Annotated in this window: 21 protein-coding genes and 1 other annotated feature; of the genes, 8 read left to right on the forward strand and 13 right to left on the reverse strand. The window is 43.6% G+C overall.

Going from position 1 to position 21,209, the window contains the following annotated elements:
- Nucleotides 1-417 precede the first annotated feature (417 nt).
- Together ACOJR9_RS06430 and ACOJR9_RS06435 are read left to right on the forward strand one after the other, a co-directional pair.
- Nucleotides 418-1,950, forward strand: coding sequence for a tyrosine-type recombinase/integrase (locus tag ACOJR9_RS06430; protein WP_420936074.1), 1,533 nt, complete (start codon nucleotides 418-420; stop codon nucleotides 1,948-1,950).
- 247 nt (nucleotides 1,951-2,197) lie between these two features.
- Nucleotides 2,198-2,524 carry a hypothetical protein gene (locus ACOJR9_RS06435; protein ID WP_420935494.1) on the forward strand — a complete coding sequence of 109 codons (327 nt, stop codon included), beginning with the start codon at nucleotides 2,198-2,200 and terminating at the stop codon, nucleotides 2,522-2,524.
- Nucleotides 2,525-2,560: 36 nt separating this feature from the next.
- On the opposite strand, the gene ACOJR9_RS06440 is transcribed toward ACOJR9_RS06435, so the two are convergent.
- The 4 genes from ACOJR9_RS06440 to ACOJR9_RS06455 form a co-directional block, all read right to left on the reverse strand.
- Nucleotides 2,561-3,777, reverse strand: a protein-coding gene (locus tag ACOJR9_RS06440) for an IS3 family transposase (RefSeq protein WP_420935495.1) whose coding sequence is annotated in 2 segments (ribosomal slippage) — nucleotides 2,561-3,507 and nucleotides 3,507-3,777 — 1,218 coding nt in all. Because the reading frame shifts where the segments join, the coding sequence is not laid out codon by codon here.
- Nucleotides 3,383-3,499: a sequence feature (AL1L pseudoknot), on the reverse strand. Its footprint overlaps the gene before it by 117 nt.
- A 47-nt stretch (nucleotides 3,778-3,824) precedes the next feature.
- Complete coding sequence (locus ACOJR9_RS06445) at nucleotides 3,825-4,151, reverse strand: BON domain-containing protein (RefSeq protein WP_420935496.1); 327 nt, start codon at nucleotides 4,149-4,151, stop codon at nucleotides 3,825-3,827.
- Nucleotides 4,152-4,261: 110 nt separating this feature from the next.
- Nucleotides 4,262-5,439, reverse strand: a protein-coding gene (locus ACOJR9_RS06450; RefSeq protein ID WP_420933767.1) for an IS3 family transposase whose coding sequence is annotated in 2 segments (ribosomal slippage) — nucleotides 4,262-5,190 and nucleotides 5,190-5,439 — 1,179 coding nt in all. Because the reading frame shifts where the segments join, the coding sequence is not laid out codon by codon here.
- Between the two features lie 476 nt (nucleotides 5,440-5,915).
- Nucleotides 5,916-6,623 (reverse strand): Crp/Fnr family transcriptional regulator, encoded by a 708-nt coding sequence (locus ACOJR9_RS06455; protein WP_420935497.1) that lies wholly within the window; start codon nucleotides 6,621-6,623, stop codon nucleotides 5,916-5,918.
- Between the two features lie 382 nt (nucleotides 6,624-7,005).
- Between ACOJR9_RS06455 and ACOJR9_RS06460 the strand changes: the two genes are divergently transcribed.
- From ACOJR9_RS06460 to nei, 3 genes are all read left to right on the forward strand, one after another.
- On the forward strand, nucleotides 7,006-7,158 hold the full coding sequence (locus ACOJR9_RS06460; RefSeq protein WP_420936075.1) for a hypothetical protein: 153 nt from the start codon (nucleotides 7,006-7,008) through the stop codon (nucleotides 7,156-7,158).
- A gap of 99 nt (nucleotides 7,159-7,257) precedes the next feature.
- Nucleotides 7,258-7,608, forward strand: coding sequence for a DUF6768 family protein (locus tag ACOJR9_RS06465; RefSeq protein WP_420935498.1), 351 nt, complete (start codon nucleotides 7,258-7,260; stop codon nucleotides 7,606-7,608).
- Nucleotides 7,609-7,786: 178 nt separating this feature from the next.
- Complete coding sequence (gene nei, locus ACOJR9_RS06470; RefSeq protein ID WP_420935499.1) at nucleotides 7,787-8,605, forward strand: endonuclease VIII; 819 nt, start codon at nucleotides 7,787-7,789, stop codon at nucleotides 8,603-8,605.
- Nucleotides 8,606-8,645: 40 nt separating this feature from the next.
- Here the strand turns inward: nei and ACOJR9_RS06475 are convergent, their stop codons facing one another.
- Both ACOJR9_RS06475 and ACOJR9_RS06480 read right to left on the reverse strand, forming a co-directional pair.
- A complete protein-coding gene (locus ACOJR9_RS06475) occupies nucleotides 8,646-9,083 on the reverse strand; it encodes a DUF1499 domain-containing protein (protein ID WP_420935500.1) in 438 nt (145 codons plus the stop codon).
- A gap of 67 nt (nucleotides 9,084-9,150) precedes the next feature.
- Nucleotides 9,151-9,279 carry a hypothetical protein gene (locus ACOJR9_RS06480; protein ID WP_420935501.1) on the reverse strand — a complete coding sequence of 43 codons (129 nt, stop codon included), beginning with the start codon at nucleotides 9,277-9,279 and terminating at the stop codon, nucleotides 9,151-9,153.
- A gap of 85 nt (nucleotides 9,280-9,364) precedes the next feature.
- Between ACOJR9_RS06480 and ACOJR9_RS06485 the strand changes: the two genes are divergently transcribed.
- A complete protein-coding gene (locus tag ACOJR9_RS06485) occupies nucleotides 9,365-9,745 on the forward strand; it encodes a glutathione S-transferase N-terminal domain-containing protein (RefSeq protein ID WP_420935502.1) in 381 nt (126 codons plus the stop codon).
- A gap of 40 nt (nucleotides 9,746-9,785) precedes the next feature.
- On the opposite strand, the gene ACOJR9_RS06490 is transcribed toward ACOJR9_RS06485, so the two are convergent.
- The 3 genes from ACOJR9_RS06490 to ACOJR9_RS06500 form a co-directional block, all read right to left on the reverse strand.
- Nucleotides 9,786-10,760 (reverse strand): GGDEF domain-containing protein, encoded by a 975-nt coding sequence (locus tag ACOJR9_RS06490; RefSeq protein WP_420935503.1) that lies wholly within the window; start codon nucleotides 10,758-10,760, stop codon nucleotides 9,786-9,788.
- A gap of 437 nt (nucleotides 10,761-11,197) precedes the next feature.
- Nucleotides 11,198-12,913, reverse strand: a complete 1,716-nt coding sequence (locus ACOJR9_RS06495; RefSeq protein ID WP_420935504.1) for a protein adenylyltransferase SelO — start codon at nucleotides 12,911-12,913, stop codon at nucleotides 11,198-11,200.
- 150 nt (nucleotides 12,914-13,063) lie between these two features.
- Nucleotides 13,064-13,564, reverse strand: coding sequence for a hypothetical protein (locus ACOJR9_RS06500; protein WP_420935505.1), 501 nt, complete (start codon nucleotides 13,562-13,564; stop codon nucleotides 13,064-13,066).
- Nucleotides 13,565-13,768: 204 nt separating this feature from the next.
- On the opposite strand from ACOJR9_RS06500, the gene ACOJR9_RS06505 reads away from it, so the two are divergent.
- Nucleotides 13,769-14,797, forward strand: a complete 1,029-nt coding sequence (locus ACOJR9_RS06505; RefSeq protein WP_420935506.1) for a 2-dehydropantoate 2-reductase — start codon at nucleotides 13,769-13,771, stop codon at nucleotides 14,795-14,797.
- Nucleotides 14,798-14,854: 57 nt separating this feature from the next.
- On the opposite strand, the gene ACOJR9_RS06510 is transcribed toward ACOJR9_RS06505, so the two are convergent.
- The 3 genes from ACOJR9_RS06510 to asd all read right to left on the reverse strand — a co-directional run bounded on the left by ACOJR9_RS06510 (nucleotide 14,855) and on the right by asd (nucleotide 17,289).
- Complete coding sequence (locus ACOJR9_RS06510; protein WP_420935507.1) at nucleotides 14,855-15,418, reverse strand: CBS domain-containing protein; 564 nt, start codon at nucleotides 15,416-15,418, stop codon at nucleotides 14,855-14,857.
- A 53-nt stretch (nucleotides 15,419-15,471) separates the two neighbouring features.
- On the reverse strand, nucleotides 15,472-15,759 hold the full coding sequence (locus ACOJR9_RS06515; RefSeq protein WP_420935508.1) for a hypothetical protein: 288 nt from the start codon (nucleotides 15,757-15,759) through the stop codon (nucleotides 15,472-15,474).
- A 375-nt stretch (nucleotides 15,760-16,134) separates the two neighbouring features.
- Nucleotides 16,135-17,289 (reverse strand): aspartate-semialdehyde dehydrogenase, encoded by a 1,155-nt coding sequence (gene asd, locus ACOJR9_RS06520; protein ID WP_420935509.1) that lies wholly within the window; start codon nucleotides 17,287-17,289, stop codon nucleotides 16,135-16,137.
- Between the two features lie 330 nt (nucleotides 17,290-17,619).
- On the opposite strand from asd, the gene ACOJR9_RS06525 reads away from it, so the two are divergent.
- Nucleotides 17,620-18,039: a CBS domain-containing protein gene (locus tag ACOJR9_RS06525; RefSeq protein ID WP_420935510.1), complete on the forward strand. Its 420-nt coding sequence runs from the start codon at nucleotides 17,620-17,622 to the stop codon at nucleotides 18,037-18,039.
- A gap of 127 nt (nucleotides 18,040-18,166) precedes the next feature.
- On the opposite strand, the gene ACOJR9_RS06530 is transcribed toward ACOJR9_RS06525, so the two are convergent.
- On the reverse strand, nucleotides 18,167-21,208 hold the full coding sequence (locus tag ACOJR9_RS06530) for an efflux RND transporter permease subunit (RefSeq protein ID WP_420935511.1): 3,042 nt from the start codon (nucleotides 21,206-21,208) through the stop codon (nucleotides 18,167-18,169).
- Nucleotide 21,209 lies beyond the last annotated feature (1 nt).

Genomic DNA, 21,209 nt, shown 5'->3' on the forward strand with positions numbered 1-21,209 from the left:
AGCATATTATAAAGATACATCAACATCTAAAAGTGGCCGTGAATTGTTACTTACTGCTCTCTGGAGGTTTATTTAACTTTATAAAATTCGCACTTTAGAAAGCCTACTTGATTGGATATGACACGATTATGTCCTCGCCATGGATGGCACCCTTCGTAATAAATATCCTTCTGATAAAGCAAAAAAAATAAATTTATTTTTTTAAGAATTTCTGTTTATAGTAATAAGTAATTGAAAAATATAGATAAATTTACCGTTTTCAAAAGCCTATAAGTTTAGGGTGAAAATGGATTTTTCTTTACACTGTTCTCAACCTAGTATTCAGAGAGCAGTAATATGTATTCATTATTCATCGTTAAACCAGCTATGTTTCACATCGTGTAGCGTCTCAGCCTTTTCCAAAACTGACGTTTAGTGATGCTTCCCAATAGCCAACCTACAATAAATGGTCTACTCCCAAACGGCGAGTTAGACTTTGCGTGGTTGGCACAAAACTGTGATGCTTTACTCGATAAAGAAGTGCTCAAACTTCTAATAAACTTCCATCAGGGCGTAAATTTAAGTATTCATGGAAAGCTTATTCGATTTGCAAAAAGGGTTAATGGCAAACCGTTAAGAATCAACTTGGGAAATGCTACGTTTGCTGGAGTCGCATTCTCGGCAAAAAAATCCCAAGAGCTAATAACAGTTAGCGATTGCGAGCTTGTTGCTGAGAAATCAAAAAGTGAGCGACGAAACTCTGTCAAGATACGTATCGAAGATGTTTGTATAGAATATCTAAGTAAAGAAGTGGTTGGTTTAAAACCAGCAACTATCAAGGGGTATAAAACGCTTCTCAATCGCCTCGTAAAGAATTTTAATCATATTCCTCTCGAGAGACTCAGTCACTGCGATGTAGAGAAGTGGCTGACATCCAATTTAGATAATACTGCACTAAGCTGGAAGACGATTAAAGAAACGCTTTGGATGTTGGAGCAGATAATATCTAGAGCGAAGCTTATGAATATTACGCTGGTAAACCAAGGCGCAGTTGATTTCAAGAAGCTGAAGAAATACCTCTCTCGATTCGAGCAACAAGAAAAAACAGTTGACGATACAAAGACACTCTCAGTAAATGATCTACAGACCCTAGAGGCGCTGAGCCATGAGGAGTTGTTGCAACATAACTTACACATTATAAGAGATTCAGCGTTATTAACTGCAAAGTCGGTTGCTACACGCTCCGGTGAAGCTCGCGCTATTGCATTGGAAGATGTGTTAAGAGACGAAAATGGCGACTATAAGATTAATGTAGTCCGGTCTCTTGTTCTCGAACAGTTCAAACAGCCAAAAGCATACAATAAATGTCTGAGTGTTGTAGACGTATTCGGTGTAGCTAAACTCTATTTGGAGCGTTTAATAGATGATGCCCAAGGTTACAATAGTAGACAACTTGAAGTATTAAACCACAATAACGAAGTGGAGCTTCAGAATGTCACGCCACTCGTAATCAATCCTGCTACGGGAAACCCTTACACCGAAAAAGAATACCGAAATGAATTCTATCGATTGCAAGAATATGCAGGCATTGAAGAGCCAATACCTCCAAAGCAATTGCGACATACGGCAGTAAAAACGTTTCATGATGCTGGGGTCGCTGTCGAAGATTTTTGTAAACAGCTCACTCACGCGAATCATTCAACAACAATAAAGTTTTATGCAGGTGCGGTTCAGCTTAGCAACTCGCCTGAAAAAACTAAAATGATTAATATCAAGTTAGATAATCTTTGGTCTACCGAAAATAAGCCACTAGAAAAAAATCGGTTAAAAGAGAAAGAGAAGTGTCGGCAGCCTACAGTACCAATGCGAATTAATTTAGATAATATGCAAAAATTGAAAGCTTGGGAGTCGATACACCCTTTTGTTATTGAGCGTCAACCCAAACTAATTCACCTGCCAAACAGTCCATAATAGCCATCACTAATAAGGTTTTTACAGAATATTTCACTTGGTAATTTGGATGATAATTGTACTAATCTGTTAAGTGTAGTTTCGAATTTTGTAGAAAATTTAGAGTCTTAATTTTTTAACTTAAAAAGATTTTCAAACTGCTGACTATTTTTTATGATTTTGATTGATTCGACGTCAACGGTATATTGTAAATGCTACTTAAGTGATTTAGTCTTCACGACAAATTAATCTTTTACATGGATGTTGTATGTCGTTAAGACCATATTATTTAATTACTTTTTTGTTTTTTAGTGTTCACGCAGCTACTAGCGCGAGTATTATTTCGATTAATGGTTATTCGCTAGATACTGACAAAGGAATTATCTCTTCTAGTGATAACTTGGAATGGTTGCAGTGGTCAAAAACTATTAACTTATCTCCAAACCAGGCTCTTTCGGGAATAGCTCAAAGTTACGATGGTGGTGGCTGGAAATTAGCAAATAATGAACAAGTCGCTGGTTTACTTAATACATTTAATTTTGGACTAGAGTTTGATACTGATTACCGCACCTTTCAAGAGAAAAAGGGACCGTGAATCGCGCCGATAAATTCGGAGGCGGATTTGATTGAGTCATGCTGCCGTATCTTCGGCTAATTGTCGATAATAGTTTTCCTCATATTCCAGTGGTGGGATATCACCGATAGAGCTCAACAGTCTTCTGTTGTTGAACCAATCAACCCAATCCAATGTGGCTAGCTCGACCTGCTCCAACCCTTTCCAAGGGCCGTCTTTATGGATGACTTCAGTTTTATATAAGCCGTTTATGGTTTCAGCCAAGGCATTGTCATAAGAATCCCCAATACTGCCGACAGAGGCGCTGAAGCCAGCTTCAGATAATCTCTCAGAGTACCGGATAGACACATATTGGCTGCCACGATCACTGTGATGAATAACACCTTTCGGCTTCCCACGAGCCCATAATGCTTGCTCTAGCGCGTCAAGAATCAGTTGGGTTTGCATGGTTTTCATGACACGCCATCCAACGAGTTTTCGCGAGAACACGTCAATGACAAAAGCCACGTAGACAAAACCAGACCAAGTGGCCACGTAGGTGATATCGGCGACCCATAGCTGATTCGGGCGTTGTGCTGTGAACTCTCGATTGACCAAATCCAAGGGCTTAGCCGCACTCTCATCCGGAATCGTGGTAATACAACGGCGTCCTCGACGAACGCCCTGAATTTCCAAGACTTTCATCAGCCTCGCCACAGTGCAACGAGCCACAGTAAAGCCTTCTCGTTTTAATTGCTTCCAGACTTTCCTGACACCATAACATTGGCGACTCTCTTGCCATACTCTCATGATTTCAGGCTTTAAAGCTTCATCCATATGATAACGCTGGCATCCCTGTGCCGGCGCAGCTTCCATGGCTTTACAGCGATAATAAGTTGATGGTGCGGTCCGTAACACACGACAGATCGGCTCGACACCATGCAACGCTCGATGCTTATCAATAAACTGGACTATTTCTTCGGTTTGCGGTCGAGCTCCGCCTGCGCAAAAAATACAGCTGCCTTCTTGAGGATTTCGTTTGCTTGTTTAAGCTCTCGATTCTCCCTTTCAAGCTCTTTTATCTTTGCGCTGGCATCAGAAGTCACACCAGGCTTTTTACCTGAGTCTACTTCCATTTTATTAACCCACGCCCTTAACGTCTCAGGCGTGCAACCGATTTTAGATGAAACTGACACCAAAGCTGCCCATCTCGAAGGATGCTCATGCTCTGAGGTCAAAACCATGCGAACTGCTCGCTCGCGGACTTCTGGGGAATACGTTACTCTTTTGTTCATTGGCTAATTCTCTCAAGATAATTAGCCTCCGACAAACCCGGATTGATTCAGACATTAATGCCCTCAATTTCTCGAACAGCATTTAACACCATTTGTTTTTGCTCTTCAGACGTTACTCTGCCAGAAAGAGAAACATCGTTATTGACCGCATTCACGGTTATGTTATTGGCAACACTGATGCCCAACGTGTTGAGTGTCCCTTGAACCTCCTGTGCCAAATCTTGTTGCCGATAGGCTAAGGGAGCCTTTTGTGTTAAAGGCGCGTCAGTTGTTGTGGAGCTTGGTACTTTGTCGCTATTGCTTGCTTGTTGGTTGCATCCTGCTAACGGCGTAGCTAAAACGACTACAGTGAAAAATACGTGAAATCGAGTCATGAGATATAGCCTTAAGTATAAATTCTTTCACTAATATACTCGCGGCATTTAGCAACTCTGTACGCTGCACCACATTACCTGACGTGGTCAACCAAAATTGACCAACCCAGTTAAGCTACTTTCTTCTGTTTCAATGCTGCCACTTCATACTGATTCGGACTCATATATCCTAAGTATGAATGTAACCGCATCGGATTATAAAACATCGCGATGTACTGCAAGATATCTTGCTGTGCTTCGAGACGGGTTTGATATGACTTCCAATGCACACGTTCTTGTTTCAGTGTACCGAAGAAACTCTCTACCACGGCATTATCCCAACAGTCGCCTTTTCGACTCATGCTGCCAATAAAACCATGGCCTTTCAATAATCGACGATACTGGTCACTTGCATACTGACTTCCTCTGTCAGAATGAACAATCAATCCTGGCTTCGGGCGACGTTGCCAAATCGCCATTGTCAGTGCATCGCAAACAAGCTTGGCCTTCATTCGTGAACCCATACTCCAGCCCACAACCTTCCGCGAGAACAGATCAATAACCACGGCTAAATACAACCAACCTTCACGTGTCCAGACGTAGGTAATATCGCAAACATACGCTTGGTCCGGTGCGTTAACGTCAAACTCACGGTTGAGTACATTGTCGAATACGGGCTTGTCGTGATCACTATTGGTGGTGATTTTATACTTCTTCTTGTATCGAACCTTTACGTTGGCTTCTTTCATTAACTGCCGCGTTTGCTGTCGGCCTACTGGATAACCTAAACAGTTCAATGCTCGCTGCATTCTGCGGCTACCGTATGTATGCTCACTCGCAACATCTATGGCTTCAATCCATTCGAGCATCTCAGCTTTTTCGTTATCCTTCTGCGTCTGCGGCCATTCCTGCTTCTTCACATACCGGTAGAAGCCATTTCTATTCACGCCCAACAGTCGACACATTAAATCGACTGGATAGGTCTTTTTACGTTGCGCGATGAAACGATATTTTATTTCGTTTCCTTGGCGAAAAAGACCGTCGCTTCCTTTAATATGCGCTTTTCCATTTCAAGCTGTTTGACCTGCGCTTTAAGTCGACGGATCTCTTCTTGCTCTGGTGTTAATTTACCGTTGCCCCTAAATGCTTGCCCATCATCATCTTGCTGGTATTCCTTGACCCAGCGACTGATCATCTGATTGTTAACATCTAACATTTTGGCAACATCGGTTCTGCTATGGCCTTGATCAAGCACAAGACTAACCGCATCGAGTTTAAATTCTTTGGTGTAACGCTTTCTTTCAGGCATCTCTTTCTCCAGTTAAGCTGATATTATACTCTTAACTGGACTGGTCAATTCAATTGGACCACGTCAACCTAATCTTTTATTAAAATTTTGACATGATGGGCGCCAGCTAACATTGGGAACGCAATATTGGTGGTGAAGTGATGTTTCTTTTATAACCTCTACCACGTAGTGTGCTTTATCTATATCTATTGTTACGCTGAAGCGATCCCACAGTGAGGATAACTGTGGTGCTATCTACAATGACTTCCCTCGTTTTTCTATTCCTAAAAGTGAGGAAAGCCCTGCGTAATACATTTAACCTGCGACAATTGTGTACCAGGTTTACCCGCTTCTTCCGCAATGGGGCAGCGCTAAATAGACGTCTGCGCTCACAACGTAAGGCTCAACGTCATCTTGTGCAACGTGCGCTTCATCTAGCGCGTGGTTGAATGGGCTTAGCATGGAAAAAAGTTCGAATGCCTGTTCAATTTGTGCTGTTAACAGTTAATAGAAAAGGCTTCTAATCTATCAGACTCCTCTTTAACAACTTGGTAGCATTCACAGCACATACTCTCTAATTTCGGGCGGTTTATAACCCTGATATGACCCCGTTTATACGTAATAACGCCGGCTTTTTGGAGTTTTCCCGCTGCTTCCGTCACGCCTTCCCTTCGAACGCCCAACATGTTTGCTATGAGCTCTTGCGTCATAACTAAATTGTTGTTGGGTAAACGGTCTAGTGATAGCAAAATCCAACGGCAGAGCTGTTGCACTATCGTGTGATGTCGGTTACACACTGCAGTTTGTGACATCTGGGTTATGAGGGAAAGGGTATAGCGCAGCAGAAGTACTCGAACATTGGAGTCTTGGTTAAATGCTCGCTTTATAGACAATGCGGGGAGCCGATAGGCTTTTCCTTCACTTTGCACAATCGCGCGGCTAGGTGTACTACCACCGCCTAAAAATACGGCTACACCGACTATGCCCTCATTTCCGACTACTGAAATTTCGGCAGAGGCCCCGTCAGACATTTCAAACAATAAAGAAACGATGGCGTCCACAGGAAAATATACATGCTGCAATGCTTCCCCTGACTCGTATAGCACCTGACCCAGTTTAAGCGGGACCAATTCTAGTTTTGCTGCACAGTTATCGGGTAAGACTTTGAGGAGGGCAGATAAGAGCGTGTTGTTGCATTTGATCATGAGTATACGTTCCTTTGCTAACTTGCTGTTTTTGTTGTTTGATCTGCATGCTTATACAGAGAAAACGAATTTTTTATTGCAATGTAAACGTTGTTTATTTTCGCTTCTGTGCGATAGCGAACAAAGAACGCAACGAATGTAGGTGAGTATAGGCGGGCTTGAGGCATTTATGTTGATCTGACGCATTGATAGCGAGATTAGTGTTAGAACGAACTGGATTGCACTGTAGACAAAATAAGTAAAAATCACTGGTATCAAAAAACAGTTAATGATGCTTAGTGCATTAGGCTCCTCTAAAAAATGATGAGCGCCAGAGCAAGTTGCCATAGGTTAAGAGTAATCTGGGCTAAACAATGTTGTTTATGCCGAGTTACCTAACTTTATTTTTCGTTTTTTATATCAGTTCAAAAGTCTTTTGGTACTGGTACTTGTGATAGCCGCAATACTTACTGCGTTGCTTTACCATTGGTTAGATGGGAGCGTTATTTTTGCCGTTATTCTTATCAATTTGCTATGTCACAGAATGCCTCCGTAGAGCAGGCACGTTGTTGTGGTTATTTCTTGAAATAGAAAAGCCAGTAATGCAGTACATCTGATAATTTCGACATCTTACAAAAAGCTAAGGGGCAGTAAAATGAAAAATCAAAAAAATAGCGATAAAAAAATATATGGGGTAGAAAACGAGAACCGGCATCACACGCAAAGTAACAGTTTCATCAACTATTTGCGTATGGGGTTTACTTCTGACCACCCCATAATCATGAAGCTTGGCTATGCCATGGCTATTATTTTCAGTGTTCTGCTATTTTATTGTGGTTATCATTTTTTTACCGCAGACAAAAACAGCGAACTTTTTTGGGGAGTTTGTTTAGTATTGAGTGTTAATGCTCAGGTGATGGTAAAGCTTTGGATTTACATGCAAACGAATCATAATATCGTAATGCATGAATTACGTAGTATGAAAAACGCTTCTACACGTCGCTGACAGTAAAACGAAAGTGGCAATAAATGGTAACTTTTGTCTTCCATTTCAGCTCCTACTTTTGCGTCGTTAAGGGCGGCGTGAATAGCTACTCCTAAAAAAATAAAATCCCTTCACAGATTTCAAACGTAAGTTATTAGAATATTAAGTTTTATTGTTATCCGCATAAGGGTTTAGTGAAATGCCAGAAGGTCCTGAGATTCGCCTTGCTGCGGATAAAATTGCTAAGGTTATCGAAGGTCAACAGATAGAAGATATAGAAGTTGGCTTACCTCATCTAACGCAAGGCGCTGCTAAGCTAAAAGGTCGACGGGTTGAGCAGGTAGAGACGAGAGGAAAGGCCATGCTTATTCATTTCGATAATCAGCTTTCTATTTACTCTCATAATCAACTTTATGGCGTTTGGATGACCGCAAAAAGAGGCGAGTTACCCGCTACCAAGCGTTCCCTGCGATTAGCGCTTCACACCAAGGAAAAGAGCGCATTGCTTTATAGTGCATCCGATATCGGTATTTATCAGCCTGAAGAGCTTCTCGCCCATCCATTTTTGACAAAGATTGGTCCTGACATACTGCAGGAGAATTTAAAGTGGCAAACCCTCAGTAAACGACTTCTCTCAGCGCGCTTCTGCAATCGCAGTTTAGGCGCGCTGTATCTCGACCAGCACTTTGTCGCGGGTATCGGTAACTATTTGCGCAGTGAAATACTGTTTGCCGCAGGGGTGCATCCTGATTACAAACCTAAGCAGTTAACCTCAGAGCAAATAGAGGCCCTAGCCAAACAAACCATAGCGGTAGGTAAGCGAGCGTATAAAACAAGAGGGCATACAGTGCCCACGAGCATGGCCACCGCGCTTGCAAAAACCAAGGGAAGTTATGAAAGCGTTCGGTTTATGGTGTTCAATCGCGAGGCACTTCCTTGTAGAGAATGTGTTACACCAATAATTAAAGGGCAGCGGAATGGACGCCGAATATATTGGTGTGAGAGCTGTCAGCCATAAATCTAGTTGTATTGGCTTATCCTAAAACCTGGGAAGGGTATTACTTGGCAAACAATGCAGTCACCTTTTCCATTCGCGCTTTATTGACACCAAGATCCGACAACCCAAGCCGTGATGCCGACCTAAAGTCAATTTTCGTTTTATTACTCTGTGCTTGTGATAGTAAAAACTCAACATCATCAACAAAGCCAAATAATTGCGACCTGAACGCTACTCTTACGTAATTATCACGTTCCTTAACAACAGTGGTTCGAGGTAGTAAACGTATAATGCTAAGCAACTTTTCTTTTGCGGTTGCCATAGAACCGTCAAATAGAATGGGTGCCATATCGCCAGAGCCATTATCCATACTGCTAATGCAGTTAGGAGTAACAGGGCAGTCTTTAAGGGATTCACCGCTTACGCCTAGTTCTGGCGGTGTAACAGAGCAGCCTACAAGTGCTAACGAACAAAGTAATAAATACTGCTTTTTCATCATTTCTCTTTTTGTATAAATATCACGTTTTACTTATGTTACACCTTGGCACACGTTTTCCCTACTTTTGCTATTTGCTCATCAAAGGGCTATGAATGAGGTGAGGGCGTTTTGCCTTGTATCCATCAAGGTCGGCGTGTCGATATAAAAAATCAACAATCTTTTTAAGAATACGAACTCTCGCATTGCGAACACTCATAAATTTCCTGATCTTAATTATCAACAGGCGGCGCTAAGTAGTACAATTTCATAGTCTTTTCATTATTTATTAGTAGAGCTGTAAAATGAAACTTTTTATTAACCTTATTCGCAATTTACTCGGGGCCATTATTGCGTTTGTCGATGTCATTACCCGCGGCACTAAACTAAAGCGTTCGCCAGAAAAACAAGTACAGGTGGCTGAAGAAAGTCAGAAATTAGCGTTGTACCAATTTTTTGGTTGCCCTTTCTGTATCAAAACGCGCCGAGCGATGTACAAATATAATCTACCTATACAAAAGCGAAATGTATCAGAGGGTTCGCCCTATAGAGAAGAGTTGCTACAGGGCGGCGGAAAGATTCAAACGCCCTGCCTTCGCATCGAAAATGAAAAGGGCGTTGAATGGCTGTACGACTCTAAAGCAATTATTGGTTACTTAGAAGAGCGTTTTGTGGAAGCAAAATAACCGAATTATTCATTACGCTGTCTGCGATGACAGCGTTTTGTTATTTTGAGGTTGCCACACGGTTTCTCCCCCCATGTTTTGCGTTATACACGGCTTCATCTGCACGTTTAATGAATGCGTGAATATTGTGATCTTCGGTGAGTGTTGCAATGCCTATGCTGCAGCTTATGGCACATTCGCTTTGTAATAAAAGTGGCGAGAACGATGACAATGCAGAAACGTTTTCTCTTATGCGCTCGGCTAATTCTGTGGCTTGTTGCCCATCAGTTTGCGCTAAAACAATGAGAAACTCCTCGCCGCCGTAGCGCCCAACATAATCAGTTTGCCTGCATGTTTGTGTAATGGTATCGGCTATCATCACTAGCACATCATCACCAAACTGATGTCCGTAGGTGTCGTTAATTTTTTTAAAATAATCTACGTCTAGCATAAGTACCGAACACAATTGATTATGACGTTCACACTGGCTAATTTCATTCTCCAAATGTTGCAATATAGCCCGTCTATTGAGAATAGAAGTTAAGGGATCGGTATTGGCCTGAATATGAAGCTCTCGAGTGCGCGCTTCTATTTTCGCCTCTAGCGTAAGATTAATCTCTTTTAGCTCTTCTTGCGCGTTCAGCAGCTCTTTATTGCGCTGCGCCAGTAAAGAGCTGCTGGGAAGCGCAACAATGGTAGGTGTGAGCTTCCAGAGTGCCAACGCGGTCACCGCTGAAATTAACCCTGTAGTGAGCTTTGCTAGGCCTTCGATAAAATAATACCCGTGCCAGATGTTTATCAGCCCTAACAAATGCGTGAGGCCACAAAAGCTGATAAAGCCAGCAAAGAGTAAAAAAAGGCGATCAAACTTTAAATCATCTCGTTTACGAACGATATGTATTAGCGCAATGGGGATCAATGCGTAGGATGTTGCAGTGAGCGCATCTCCCGTCACATGTAAAAACAGCAAATCCCAACGCCACAACAGACAGTGTCCGTGTGGCATAAAGCGACCGTTGAATATTATTTCAAGCACTACACTCTCCCTACATTCGTACTACACACAATCATTAATGATGACTGATGATGTGTATAGCGGTGTAATTTAACAGTGCGACGGCGTCAACGTGCAGACATTCAATGAGTTTTCCTCACTTACATAGTAGTTCATACTCTTGATGCGTAAAGTATATTGCTAAAGAATCCGACAAGGAAGCGCTGCAAGGACAGCCAGTGAAGAAGCCCTCAAATTGGCCTTCCCAACTGTTTATGTAGTTCGACTATAAAGACTGTCGATGCAGATTGGAGATGCTGCTGGCTATGCTGTTGTATATGCTGTGATATAAGATACATTGCCATATAGCCTGCCGAGCCAGGCTCTTAAAATAAGACCTCAAAATAAGACGTTGAACTAAAGCTTTGAACTAAGTGATTGGAGTGCCTGTGGTCTATTTTACCCAAACAGCTATTCTTCTACGAAGAACAGCTGTAATGAGAAATGCCGCCAGCGCCAAAAAACTCTCTTGGGCGCAACCGGTAATACTGGCTTTGTGCTTTTTCTGACTGTTCTTCATATGGCTTAGTGAGCATGTTTTGCAAAGCGTGAATGCGGTCGAAATTCCCCCCTTCTGCCTCTTTATACGCTGGCACCACGTACCATTCACGCCACGTAAATTTTGGGTTGGTAAGCTTCATTGCTCTCGTGCATTCGTCAACATGACCTGTCTCTTCGCCCGACTTTTTAAGCTGGGCTCGCCAATTTTGAAGCCACTCATTCCACTGAGCAACCATATCTTCTTTTAGCGGTGCGTAAAAACTCGTCGTCAGCGCTTCAACATCACTAGGAAAGTGAGATAGCTCTCTGAAAAAGTGGTTATAGTCTGCACCCGTGCGCATCATTAAGTGTAAAAGTTGAAGCAGTAGTTCATTATCATAAGCCGCAAGCCCTAATTTTGCTGCCCACATGGTGTTCATTTTTTGTTGCATAACCAAGGCGAAATTTTCGTTTATATTGCGTAGTGCCTCTAGTTCCTGTGGCGTATCGGTAAGCAATGGCTCGATAGCACGACAAAACATGCCGAAGTTCTTTTCTGCTGCTACGGGTTGATTAAGAAACGAGAAGTGGCGACCTCCACCTGTCCATGGTTGGTAAGCTGGGTCGAACAGCTCACAAAACCCAAACGGCCCGTAGTCCAGTGTGTAGCCTCCCGCGGCGCAATTGTCGCTGTTGAAATTACCTTGGCAATAGCCCACTCGAACCCAGTGCGCCACAAGCGATGTAAGCCTGTCTTGAAACGCAGTAGCAAGGGCGACTAGCTGAGCTTCAAATGGCTGGTTCGTATCAATATCACTCTTATACTCACGCTCAATTAAGTGTTCAACCAGCAGTTTCAACTCTTGCAACGCCGAAGGGTGTTGATTGCTTCTCGCCCGTCTTCCGAAAAGTTCTAATTGACCTACTCGTATAAATGAGGGGGCAACGCGGGTTGATATGGCCACGAGATTTGGCACCATTACTTCGGGGTCTTGGGAGTTCGACCCCTCCAAATACCAAGGCCTGTCCACCGTTTCCGACTGAGACATAAATAAGCTGAGGGAACGAGACGTAGGAACGCCTAGGGCGTGCATATGCTCTTGTACTAAAAACTCTCTCACACTCGAGCGCAGTACCGCTCTGCCGTCTGCGCCTCGACAGTAAGGTGTTCTGCCTGCGCCTTTTAACTGCATTTCATAGCGCTTTCCGTTGGTCACGGTTTCCAATATAGATAGGGCTCGTCCATCGCCATACCCATTGCCTGTTGAAAATGGACATTGCTGAATATATTCAGTGCCATAGATTGACAGCGCATAGCCGGTAGCCCATCCGTAGGGCTTCATCTCAGAGGGGAGGGAAGACATATCACCAGAAAACAAGCGCATAAATTCAGAGGTGCGCGCCAGGCTATTATCAAACCCTAATTCTTCAAAGAAAGTGTGGCTATGAGCGACATACTTTGGGTTGGCTATTGGGGTGGGCGTTACCGGAACATAGTGCCCAGAGAATACTTGCCTAGGGTTGTGCTCACTGCCGTCTTCTCGCGCGTCTGGATCCATAACAAGGCTATTGAGAAACGAGTAATCAAGGTGTGTTGCAAGGTCGCCTACCGTTTGAATGGGTTGTTTAGTTTTACTTACTTGTTTATCTTTCATCGGCGCCTCTATTGCATCGTTTTACTTAGTCGATATTGTACTATAGATAAGTCTGACCACACGTACATCTATTTTGAAATGACACAAGTCTTATTGCACATCTGATTTTGGTTGACATCATCTTACATTACCGTAATTTACATACATATTTTATAAATCACCCGTTTCAGCATGGCCCAATGCAAGCGAGATACTGGTATCATCTGTTAGTTGATACTCTGCACCGATAAATGCTCGGGTTGCGGTTTCCCAGCCGGAGCGCGAGAGCGTCGTATCGTTATATTGTCCGTAAATTTTACCTACTCCTACACTAACAAAAGGTGAAACTCTTTCGAATAAGCCTGTGTAAACAATCCTAGAGTCTAACCATATTCCGGTGTTATCTAGTTGCCCGCCAGTTAATTCACCATTTTCCAATATGCTGGCAACATGTGAAGTCTGAGCGTGTGAAAGGCTAATCACATTATCCCACTTCCAGTTAGGTGCAAGCTGTGACGTATGACCTATTCCCAATGAAACAGAAGGGGTTAATTTGCCTGTAAAATGAACTGGCTCAGATGCTGCTAAAACGTCTTTGTCTAGTAATCCCATGCTGACTTCATAGAACCAATCTGAGTGTGCCCTTGAATCAGCGCTGGTTAGCGTAATCATGAGCAACTTAACTTGGCATGTGTTGGCGTTTTATTCATCTAAACGTAAGGCAATAAAAAAGTGCTGTGTCTTGACATAATAAGTGGGTCAATATTACGTTGTCGAAAAAAAACAGCTGCGTTGAACAATTAATTGAACTAGCGCAGTAAAGAACGCTGACTATGTATCAGTATCTTATTAATGCTATTGCGGATGATAAAACCAATGACAAAAAACACAACAATAAAAATAGTCATACTCGGCGCAGGCAGCGTAGGGTGCTACATTGGCGGCTGCCTAATCGCCGCTGGAGCTAACGTAAGTCTAGTGGGAAGAGCCCGCTTACAGCAAAATATTGCGCAGCACGGGTTGCGCTTAACCGATTGGGAACAGAGAAATAGTACTGTAAGCGCGAGTGATATTCATTTCACAACGGATAACAACGTACTTGCTGAAGCAGACTTCATATTGCTGTGCGTTAAAAGCTTAGACACAGAGAGTGCGGCGGTATTGATAAAACAATATGCCTCTGCTGATGCTGTGGTGGTCAGTTTTCAAAACGGAGTCGGCAACGGCGAATTGCTGCAAGCATCACTGCATCAAACGGTACTGAAAGGAATGGTGCCCTTTAATATTTTTTACCAGGGTGAAGGGCACTTTCACTGCGGTACTCAAGGACATTTAGCAATAGAAGATGCAGGAAGTATTTGCCAGGCATTAGTCACGCAACTGCACAATGCAACATTGCCCGTTGATGTATATGACGATTTGACCAGCGTCCAGTATGGTAAATTAATTATCAACCTCAATAATGCGGTTAATGCACTCTCTGGTATTCCACTTCAGCAACAGTTAGGCAATAGAGACTATCGAAACGTAGTCGCGGCGATACAAAAAGAAGCATTGGTCGTTCTCAAGGCCAAAGGAATTACGCCTGCGCGATTGGGTAAGGTTATCCCGACTCTTATGCCTTATATTTTGTCGCTTCCCAATGGACTCTTTAAGTTGGTTGCTGCCTCTACGCTAAAAATAGATCCTCAAGCACGCTCTTCGATGTATGAAGACCTGCAGCTCAACAGGCCAACTGAAATCGACTTTCTGAATGGGGAAATTGTGCGGTTAGGAAAACAGGTGAATATACAAACACCTGTTAATAGCCACATTACAGCCTTGGTAAAGCATGCTGAGCAAAGCGCTACAGGCTCACCCCATTTATCAGCAGCGGAATTAATGCCTGCTCGAAGGCCGCATTAGAAACGACAAACAGCGCAACAGTCATAAAGTGATTGTATGCGCTGTTTTGCCTAGTTATTAGGCCGCTAGGGCGCGAATGAGCTGTGAGAAGGTTGGCTTGTCTTGCACATCAAGAGGAGCCTTTAGTTTACGGGCAATATCGCTCACACTGATTACCCCTCGAACTTCGTGAGTTCCTCTGTCGAGGACTAGGCAATGATGTTGGCCGTAATCTTTCAGCGTTTCGATAACGTCACCCACCGACGATTTTGCTAGTTCAGTATGATCAAATGACAACAGCGATGTTTTATCTTGCATAAAATCACGCACTACTAGGCTATCTCTCGGTAATTGTAACTCAGCAATTTGCTTTACAATGTGCTGTTCACTAACGTCTTCAGACGTAATAATGCCAGAAAACGCGTTGCTCGCATTAACCACTAACATCATACGAACGTGTGATTGTCGCATTATATTTTCAACTCTCGTGGCCAGAGCATTTTCATCAATTACCAGCGGCATATATTGCTTGAAGTCGGTAAATACCGACATTGCAGATGAGGTTAAAGTCACATTGGTTTCGATTATAGGCCATGCAAGACGGTCTGCTGCATCAGTTTTATGAAGTTGTAAGGTATGCATTACCTTCCCCTTAAAGTAGTAAACAAATTTTAAAAAGAGACAAACGGTTTTGTTTAACTGCGTTGGGGCGGGGCTCGAATAAGGTGTGCCGGACAGCTTGCAATATCGGTGTAAACACAAGCAAAAGCACTAGCGTTATTTTGTTGAATGTCGACGATATACGTATAATTTAATAACGAGGTATCGTCGATATCATCATAGTCGCCTGCTTGTTCTGCGGACGAATAAGGTGAAACAGTTTCGCTATAATTTACTTGTGAAACATCATTGCCTAACGCGCCATCGGTACCGTTTTCGGGTACAAATAATGAAAACGTGAGAAGCAGTAATAAAAAATTCAAAAGTAGAACTCCGGCTCAAAAGGGCAGGCTTTGGTCCCTACTAATAATATAGGTATGTTTTGTTTTCAAAGTAGGCCGTTTTGTCGTAATTTTTCACCGAATTATCGTATATTGAGTACCTAAGGGGGCGTTCATTGGGCAGTTGCGCGGCACGCACTGGGCACTTACGGGGTGCAAGGGGGAGCGCGTGGCAGCGTATAGTGTAGTAAATAGGAAGGCCTTTTTCTCGACAAAGAGGACAAGAAGAGGCCAAAGCGACATTGAAAAGAAAAATGCCAATCATTTTTCCGACTGGCATAATTATCGCCCTTTTTGATCTATAGGGCACAATGAATTGTTTTTCAGTGCTATTTTTTTAAGACTATTATTCCAGTTTTATTTTTCCAGAACTATGCGCAGCATTCTGCGAAGTGGCTCTGCGGCACCCCACAAAAGCTGGTCGCCTACGGTGAAAGCGGAAATATATTCTGGCCCCATCGTTAGTTTACGAATTCGACCAACAGGTATGGTTAATGTACCCGTTACTTTGGCAGGGGTAAGTTCCTGCATAGTAGCGTCTCTATCATTAGGCACCACTTTTACCCACTCATTGTGTGATGCCAAAATGGCTTCTATTTCCTCTATAGGAAGGTCTTTTTTAAGCTTAATGGTAATGGCCTGACTGTGGCAGCGCATTGCACCAACACGTACGCAAATACCGTCAATAGGTATTTCCTTTTGCTCCGTGTTACTAATGCCTAATATTTTATTTGCCTCAGCCTGCGCCTTCCATTCTTCGCGACTTTGTCCAGACGGTAACTGAGAGTCGATATAGGGGATGAGACTGCCCGCTAGCGGCACGCCAAATTGTTCGCTAGGGTAATCGTCGCTGCGAATAAACTCTGCCACTTGCTGGTCGATATCAAGAATGGCGGTTGCCGGGTCTTCAACGCTGGCTTTTACGTTATCAAAAATAGCGCCCATTTGTGAGATAAGCTCTCGCATATGTTTAGCGCCAGAACCCGATGCCGCTTGGTAGGTCATTGGCGATGCCCATTCAACCAAGTCTTTTTCGAACAGTCCGCCAAGTGCTAATAGCATCAATGAGACGGTGCAGTTGCCCCCCACGAACGTGCGAATTCCAGCGTCGATACCAGAAGTAATTTCACTGTTATTAACGGGATCAAGCACGATTATAGCATCATCATTCATTCGTAGTGCAGACGCTGCATCTATCCAATAGCCATTCCATCCCGTTGCGCGCAAGTCTTCGTAAACGGCTTTAGTGTAATCACCGCCCTGGCACGTAATAATAATATCTTGTTGACAAAGCGCATCTAAATCGAAGGCATCTTCTAAAACACCATTTCCGTGCTGAGTGCCTTCATCAGCGGAGTCGCTACCAAAAACTGGGGCAGGCGTGCCTTTTTGTGAGGTGGTAAAAAAGGTGGGTTCAATATGCGCAAAATCGTTTTCTTCCTGCATGCGCTGCATTAATACTGAGCCAACCATACCGCGCCAGCCCACTAAACCTACTTTTTGTTGTGCCATTGAATTGAGAACCCTTGTTGCTAAAATGATAAGTACTGGCGTTCATGTATCGAGAAATTATGCATGAAACCCTTTATTGCAGCGTGCACTGCACACCGCGATTTACCTGTCGTTTTTTATTTTTGTGTGCGCAGTTTAAGGGTTATTGCGGGCGCTTACTAGCGGGTTTTTATACATAATCCTTTCGATTTATTACTTTATGATTTGGGTAGGTTTAGCGTTGTGTAAATGGCTGTTGCCTGCAATAACCATTGCATTTATCGGATACACTTTTTATGCTCAAATCTTAGCGTATCAATAATTTCAATAGAACAAACGAGAGCTTTTAGTATGGGTGTTGCAAATATAATGTCTAAACGTGTGGTGAGCGTTTATATGGATGACAGCTTACAGTCTTTGCGCGAGCTGTTTACTGCAACAGGCTTTCATCATTTGGTGGTCGTTCATGACAACAAGCTGAAGGGTATTATTTCAGACAGAGACTTGTTGAAAGCCGTTAGTCCCTTTGTTGATACTATTAGTGAGCGAATGGCCGATAGAGCAACGCTGGACAAAAGAGCACACCAGATAATGACCCGAGAGGTTATTACACTGTCTCCAGAGTCATCAATTGTTACCGCTATTGAGCTATTCAATAACAACAAAATATCCTGTATTCCCATTATCGATGAAAAATCCCAGCCGGTAGGCATGGTGTCGTGGCGCGATGTGATGCGCTTTATGCAGCAGCGTGTTGAGTCGAAGCGTTAACGCTGCGATAGACGAAAGATAGTACGTTTTTAAACAACCAAAAAACAAAAAAGCGGCCAGTCCACTCATTGGGACTTTGGCCGCTTTTGTCTATTTATCGCTTTTGTTCTTAGCTGTTATTTAACCCTTAAGATTTACGGTAGCTCACCTTAAATAACAGGCTGTAAAGCACAGGTACAGCGATAAGCGTTAGCACGGTAGCAAAAGACAGTCCACCCATAATGGTCACCGCCATATCCGCAAAGAATGGGTCGAACAACAGCGGCGCCATACCTAATATAGTGGTCACAGCAGCTAACGCCACTGGCCTCACACGACTTAATGTGGCTTCTACAATGGCTTTTCTAATGGCTAGCCCTTCCTCAATTTGAAGGTCAATCTCTTCAATCAATACAATGGCATTTTTAATTAGCATGCCAAACAAGCTTAAAAAGCCAAGCAATGACATAAAGCCAAAGGGCATGTCGGTTGCTAGCAAGCCAGAAACCACACCTACGACGGCCATTGGCACTACCAGCCATATAATAAGCGGCTGTCTAGCATGACCGAATAGAAGCACTGATATGATAAACATCACTAAGAAGCCAGCAGGTAAACCTGCGCCGAGCGCTTTTTGTGCATCGCCAGAACTTTCAAATTCACCACCCCATTCAAGATGGTAGCCTGGAGGTAATTCAATAGACTCCACTACTGGGCGTATTCTCTCAAATGCTTTTGCAGCGGTTTCGTTCGGGCCTGGTTCTCCTTCAACGGTTATCGTGCGGAGGCGATCTCGGCGGTGAATTCGCATTTCTTCGGTAATGAGTTCGAGGCCTTTTGACACCTGTGTAAATGGCACATACTGGCGCTGCTGTGACGACCATACCTGTGACTCGCGAATAGACTGCAGTTCTGTATCCTCTGCCTTACCCATTTTGGCCATAATGCTGTACGCATAGTCTCCGTCTTGCACGGTGCCAAGTTTCACGCCGCTGCTGGCGTATTGTACTGTTTGACTGAAGTCTGAATGAGATACGCCAGCAATACCTGCGTTGTAATTGTCGTACTGAGTATTGATGGCAAAGCCTTTCTCACGCCAGTTATGGCGCACATCAATAATTTGCTCATCGTCGAAGAACAGCGCTTTTGCTTGCTCTGCCAACTCTCTTAACACTTCTGCATCAGGACCTGAAAAGCGAGCCTCTAATTTTGCGCCAGACCCAGGCCCAAACTGCATGCGCTCCATATAAAAGTTTGCATCAAAGTCTAAGTTGGTTAGTTTATCGGCAAGAGCCGATTGGATAGCGGGTATGTCCTCAAGGTTTTCTGCCCGTACCATGAAAAATGCATAGTTTTCATTAGCGCTTTTAGGTGCATAGGTCAAAGTAAAGCGATCTGCGCCTTGGCCAATGAAAGTAGTCACTGCCGTCACGTTTTCCATACCAAGAATGCGCTTTTCAGCTTGCTGAGCTATCTCTTCAGTAGCGCGAATGTCGCGGTCTTGCGGCCCCCAATAATGAACAAAAAACAGCGGCGCATTCGACGGTGGGAAAAACCCTTGTTTCACCATACCAAAGCTGCCGTAAGCCACAACGGTAATAACCACAAGGGCTGCTATGGTTATCCAGCGAAATTTAAGCGCTTTTATTAGCGCGCCCTTAAAGGCACTAAGCATGGCAGATGGCTTGTCGTTTTCACCTTGGGACATGCCTTTTCTATAAAAATAAGCGCCGAGCACCGGCACAAGCGTTACGGCCAACACCCAACTAATCAACAGCGACACAAGTACCACTGCAAAAAGGGAGTAAAGAAATTCGCCGGTGGCATCGTTCGATAAACCAATGCCTGAGAATGCGGCGATACCTATTACTGTGGCGCCTAGTAATGGCCATTGAGTTCGTTTCACAATAAAGCTTGCTGCACTTTTTGCCGTTGTGCCCGTGGCCATTCTCAGCATCATGCCTTCTGCTACCACAATGGCGTTATCAACTAACATACCCATGGCAATAACCATTGCGCCCAACGATATACGCTGAAGCTGAATACCCATTAGCCACATAATAAGGATTGTACCTAACACGGTAACAAGTAAAACGGTGCCTACCACAACGCCTGAGCGCCAGCCCATGAACAGGCACAAGGTAAGAGTTACAACCGCGACCGACATGACAAGATTGGTGATAAAGCCATCTACCGAATCATCAACCACCGAGGCTTGGTCGTAAATAGGGGTAAGGGTAATGCCCACTGGTAGTTGCTTTAATAGCTCGTCGACTTTGGCATTAACACGCTCGCCCACATCTACAATGTTGACGTCTGCTAATGCTGACACGCTCAGCGTTAATGCCTCGGCGCCATTGTAACGCACCAAAACCGACTGAATATCCGCAGGTTCAAGCTTAAGCGTTGCAATGTCTGCCACACGTAACGAGCGATTAGTACCTGGAATTACCACAGATAAGTTAGATATTTCTTCTAGTTTATCGGGAGCACGCTCAACAATAATGCGTACATTTTTCTCGTCTACTTTTACGCGGCCACCGTTAAACGGGCGCAGATTGTCTTGAAACAGTGAGGCTAAGTCTGGAAAGGAAATACCTAAACCCGCAAGCTGATAGGGGTCTATGTAGGCAACAATCTGTTCGTTTTGTACACCGGTAACATTCACTTTGGCTACGCCGTCTGTGGTGAGTAAATCACGACGAATAATACGTGCAAACTCGCGAAGCTCTCGGGTGTCGAAGTCAGGTGCACTCAGGGCGTAATACAAACCGTACACATCGCCAAAGTCATCAAATACAACGGGATCTTGAGTGCCAGTGGGAAGTGAGCTTGCTGTATCCCGGATGCGCTTTCTTAGCTCATCCCATATTTGCGGAAGCACATCACTGTCGTAAGTACTTTTAACTTCAACGGTTATTTCAGATAGTCCTGGCGATGACACCGAGTTTACTTTCTTCAACTGAGGCATTTGCTGAATAGCGATTTCTAATCGCTCGGTCACTTCTCGTTCTACTTTTTGTGCACTAGCACCAGGATAAGCGGTATACACTTTTACCTGTTTAATGGTGAATGCAGGGTCTTCTAAGCGTCCTATTTTGGTCATTGCCAAAATGCCGCCTAAAAGCAGTATCACCACCATTAGCCAGACATTAACTGGCTTATCAATTGAAAAGCGTGCTATATCCATG

Source organism: Alteromonas ulvae (genome assembly GCF_048987005.1).
In the GTDB taxonomy this organism is placed as follows: Bacteria; Pseudomonadota; Gammaproteobacteria; order Enterobacterales; family Alteromonadaceae; genus Alteromonas.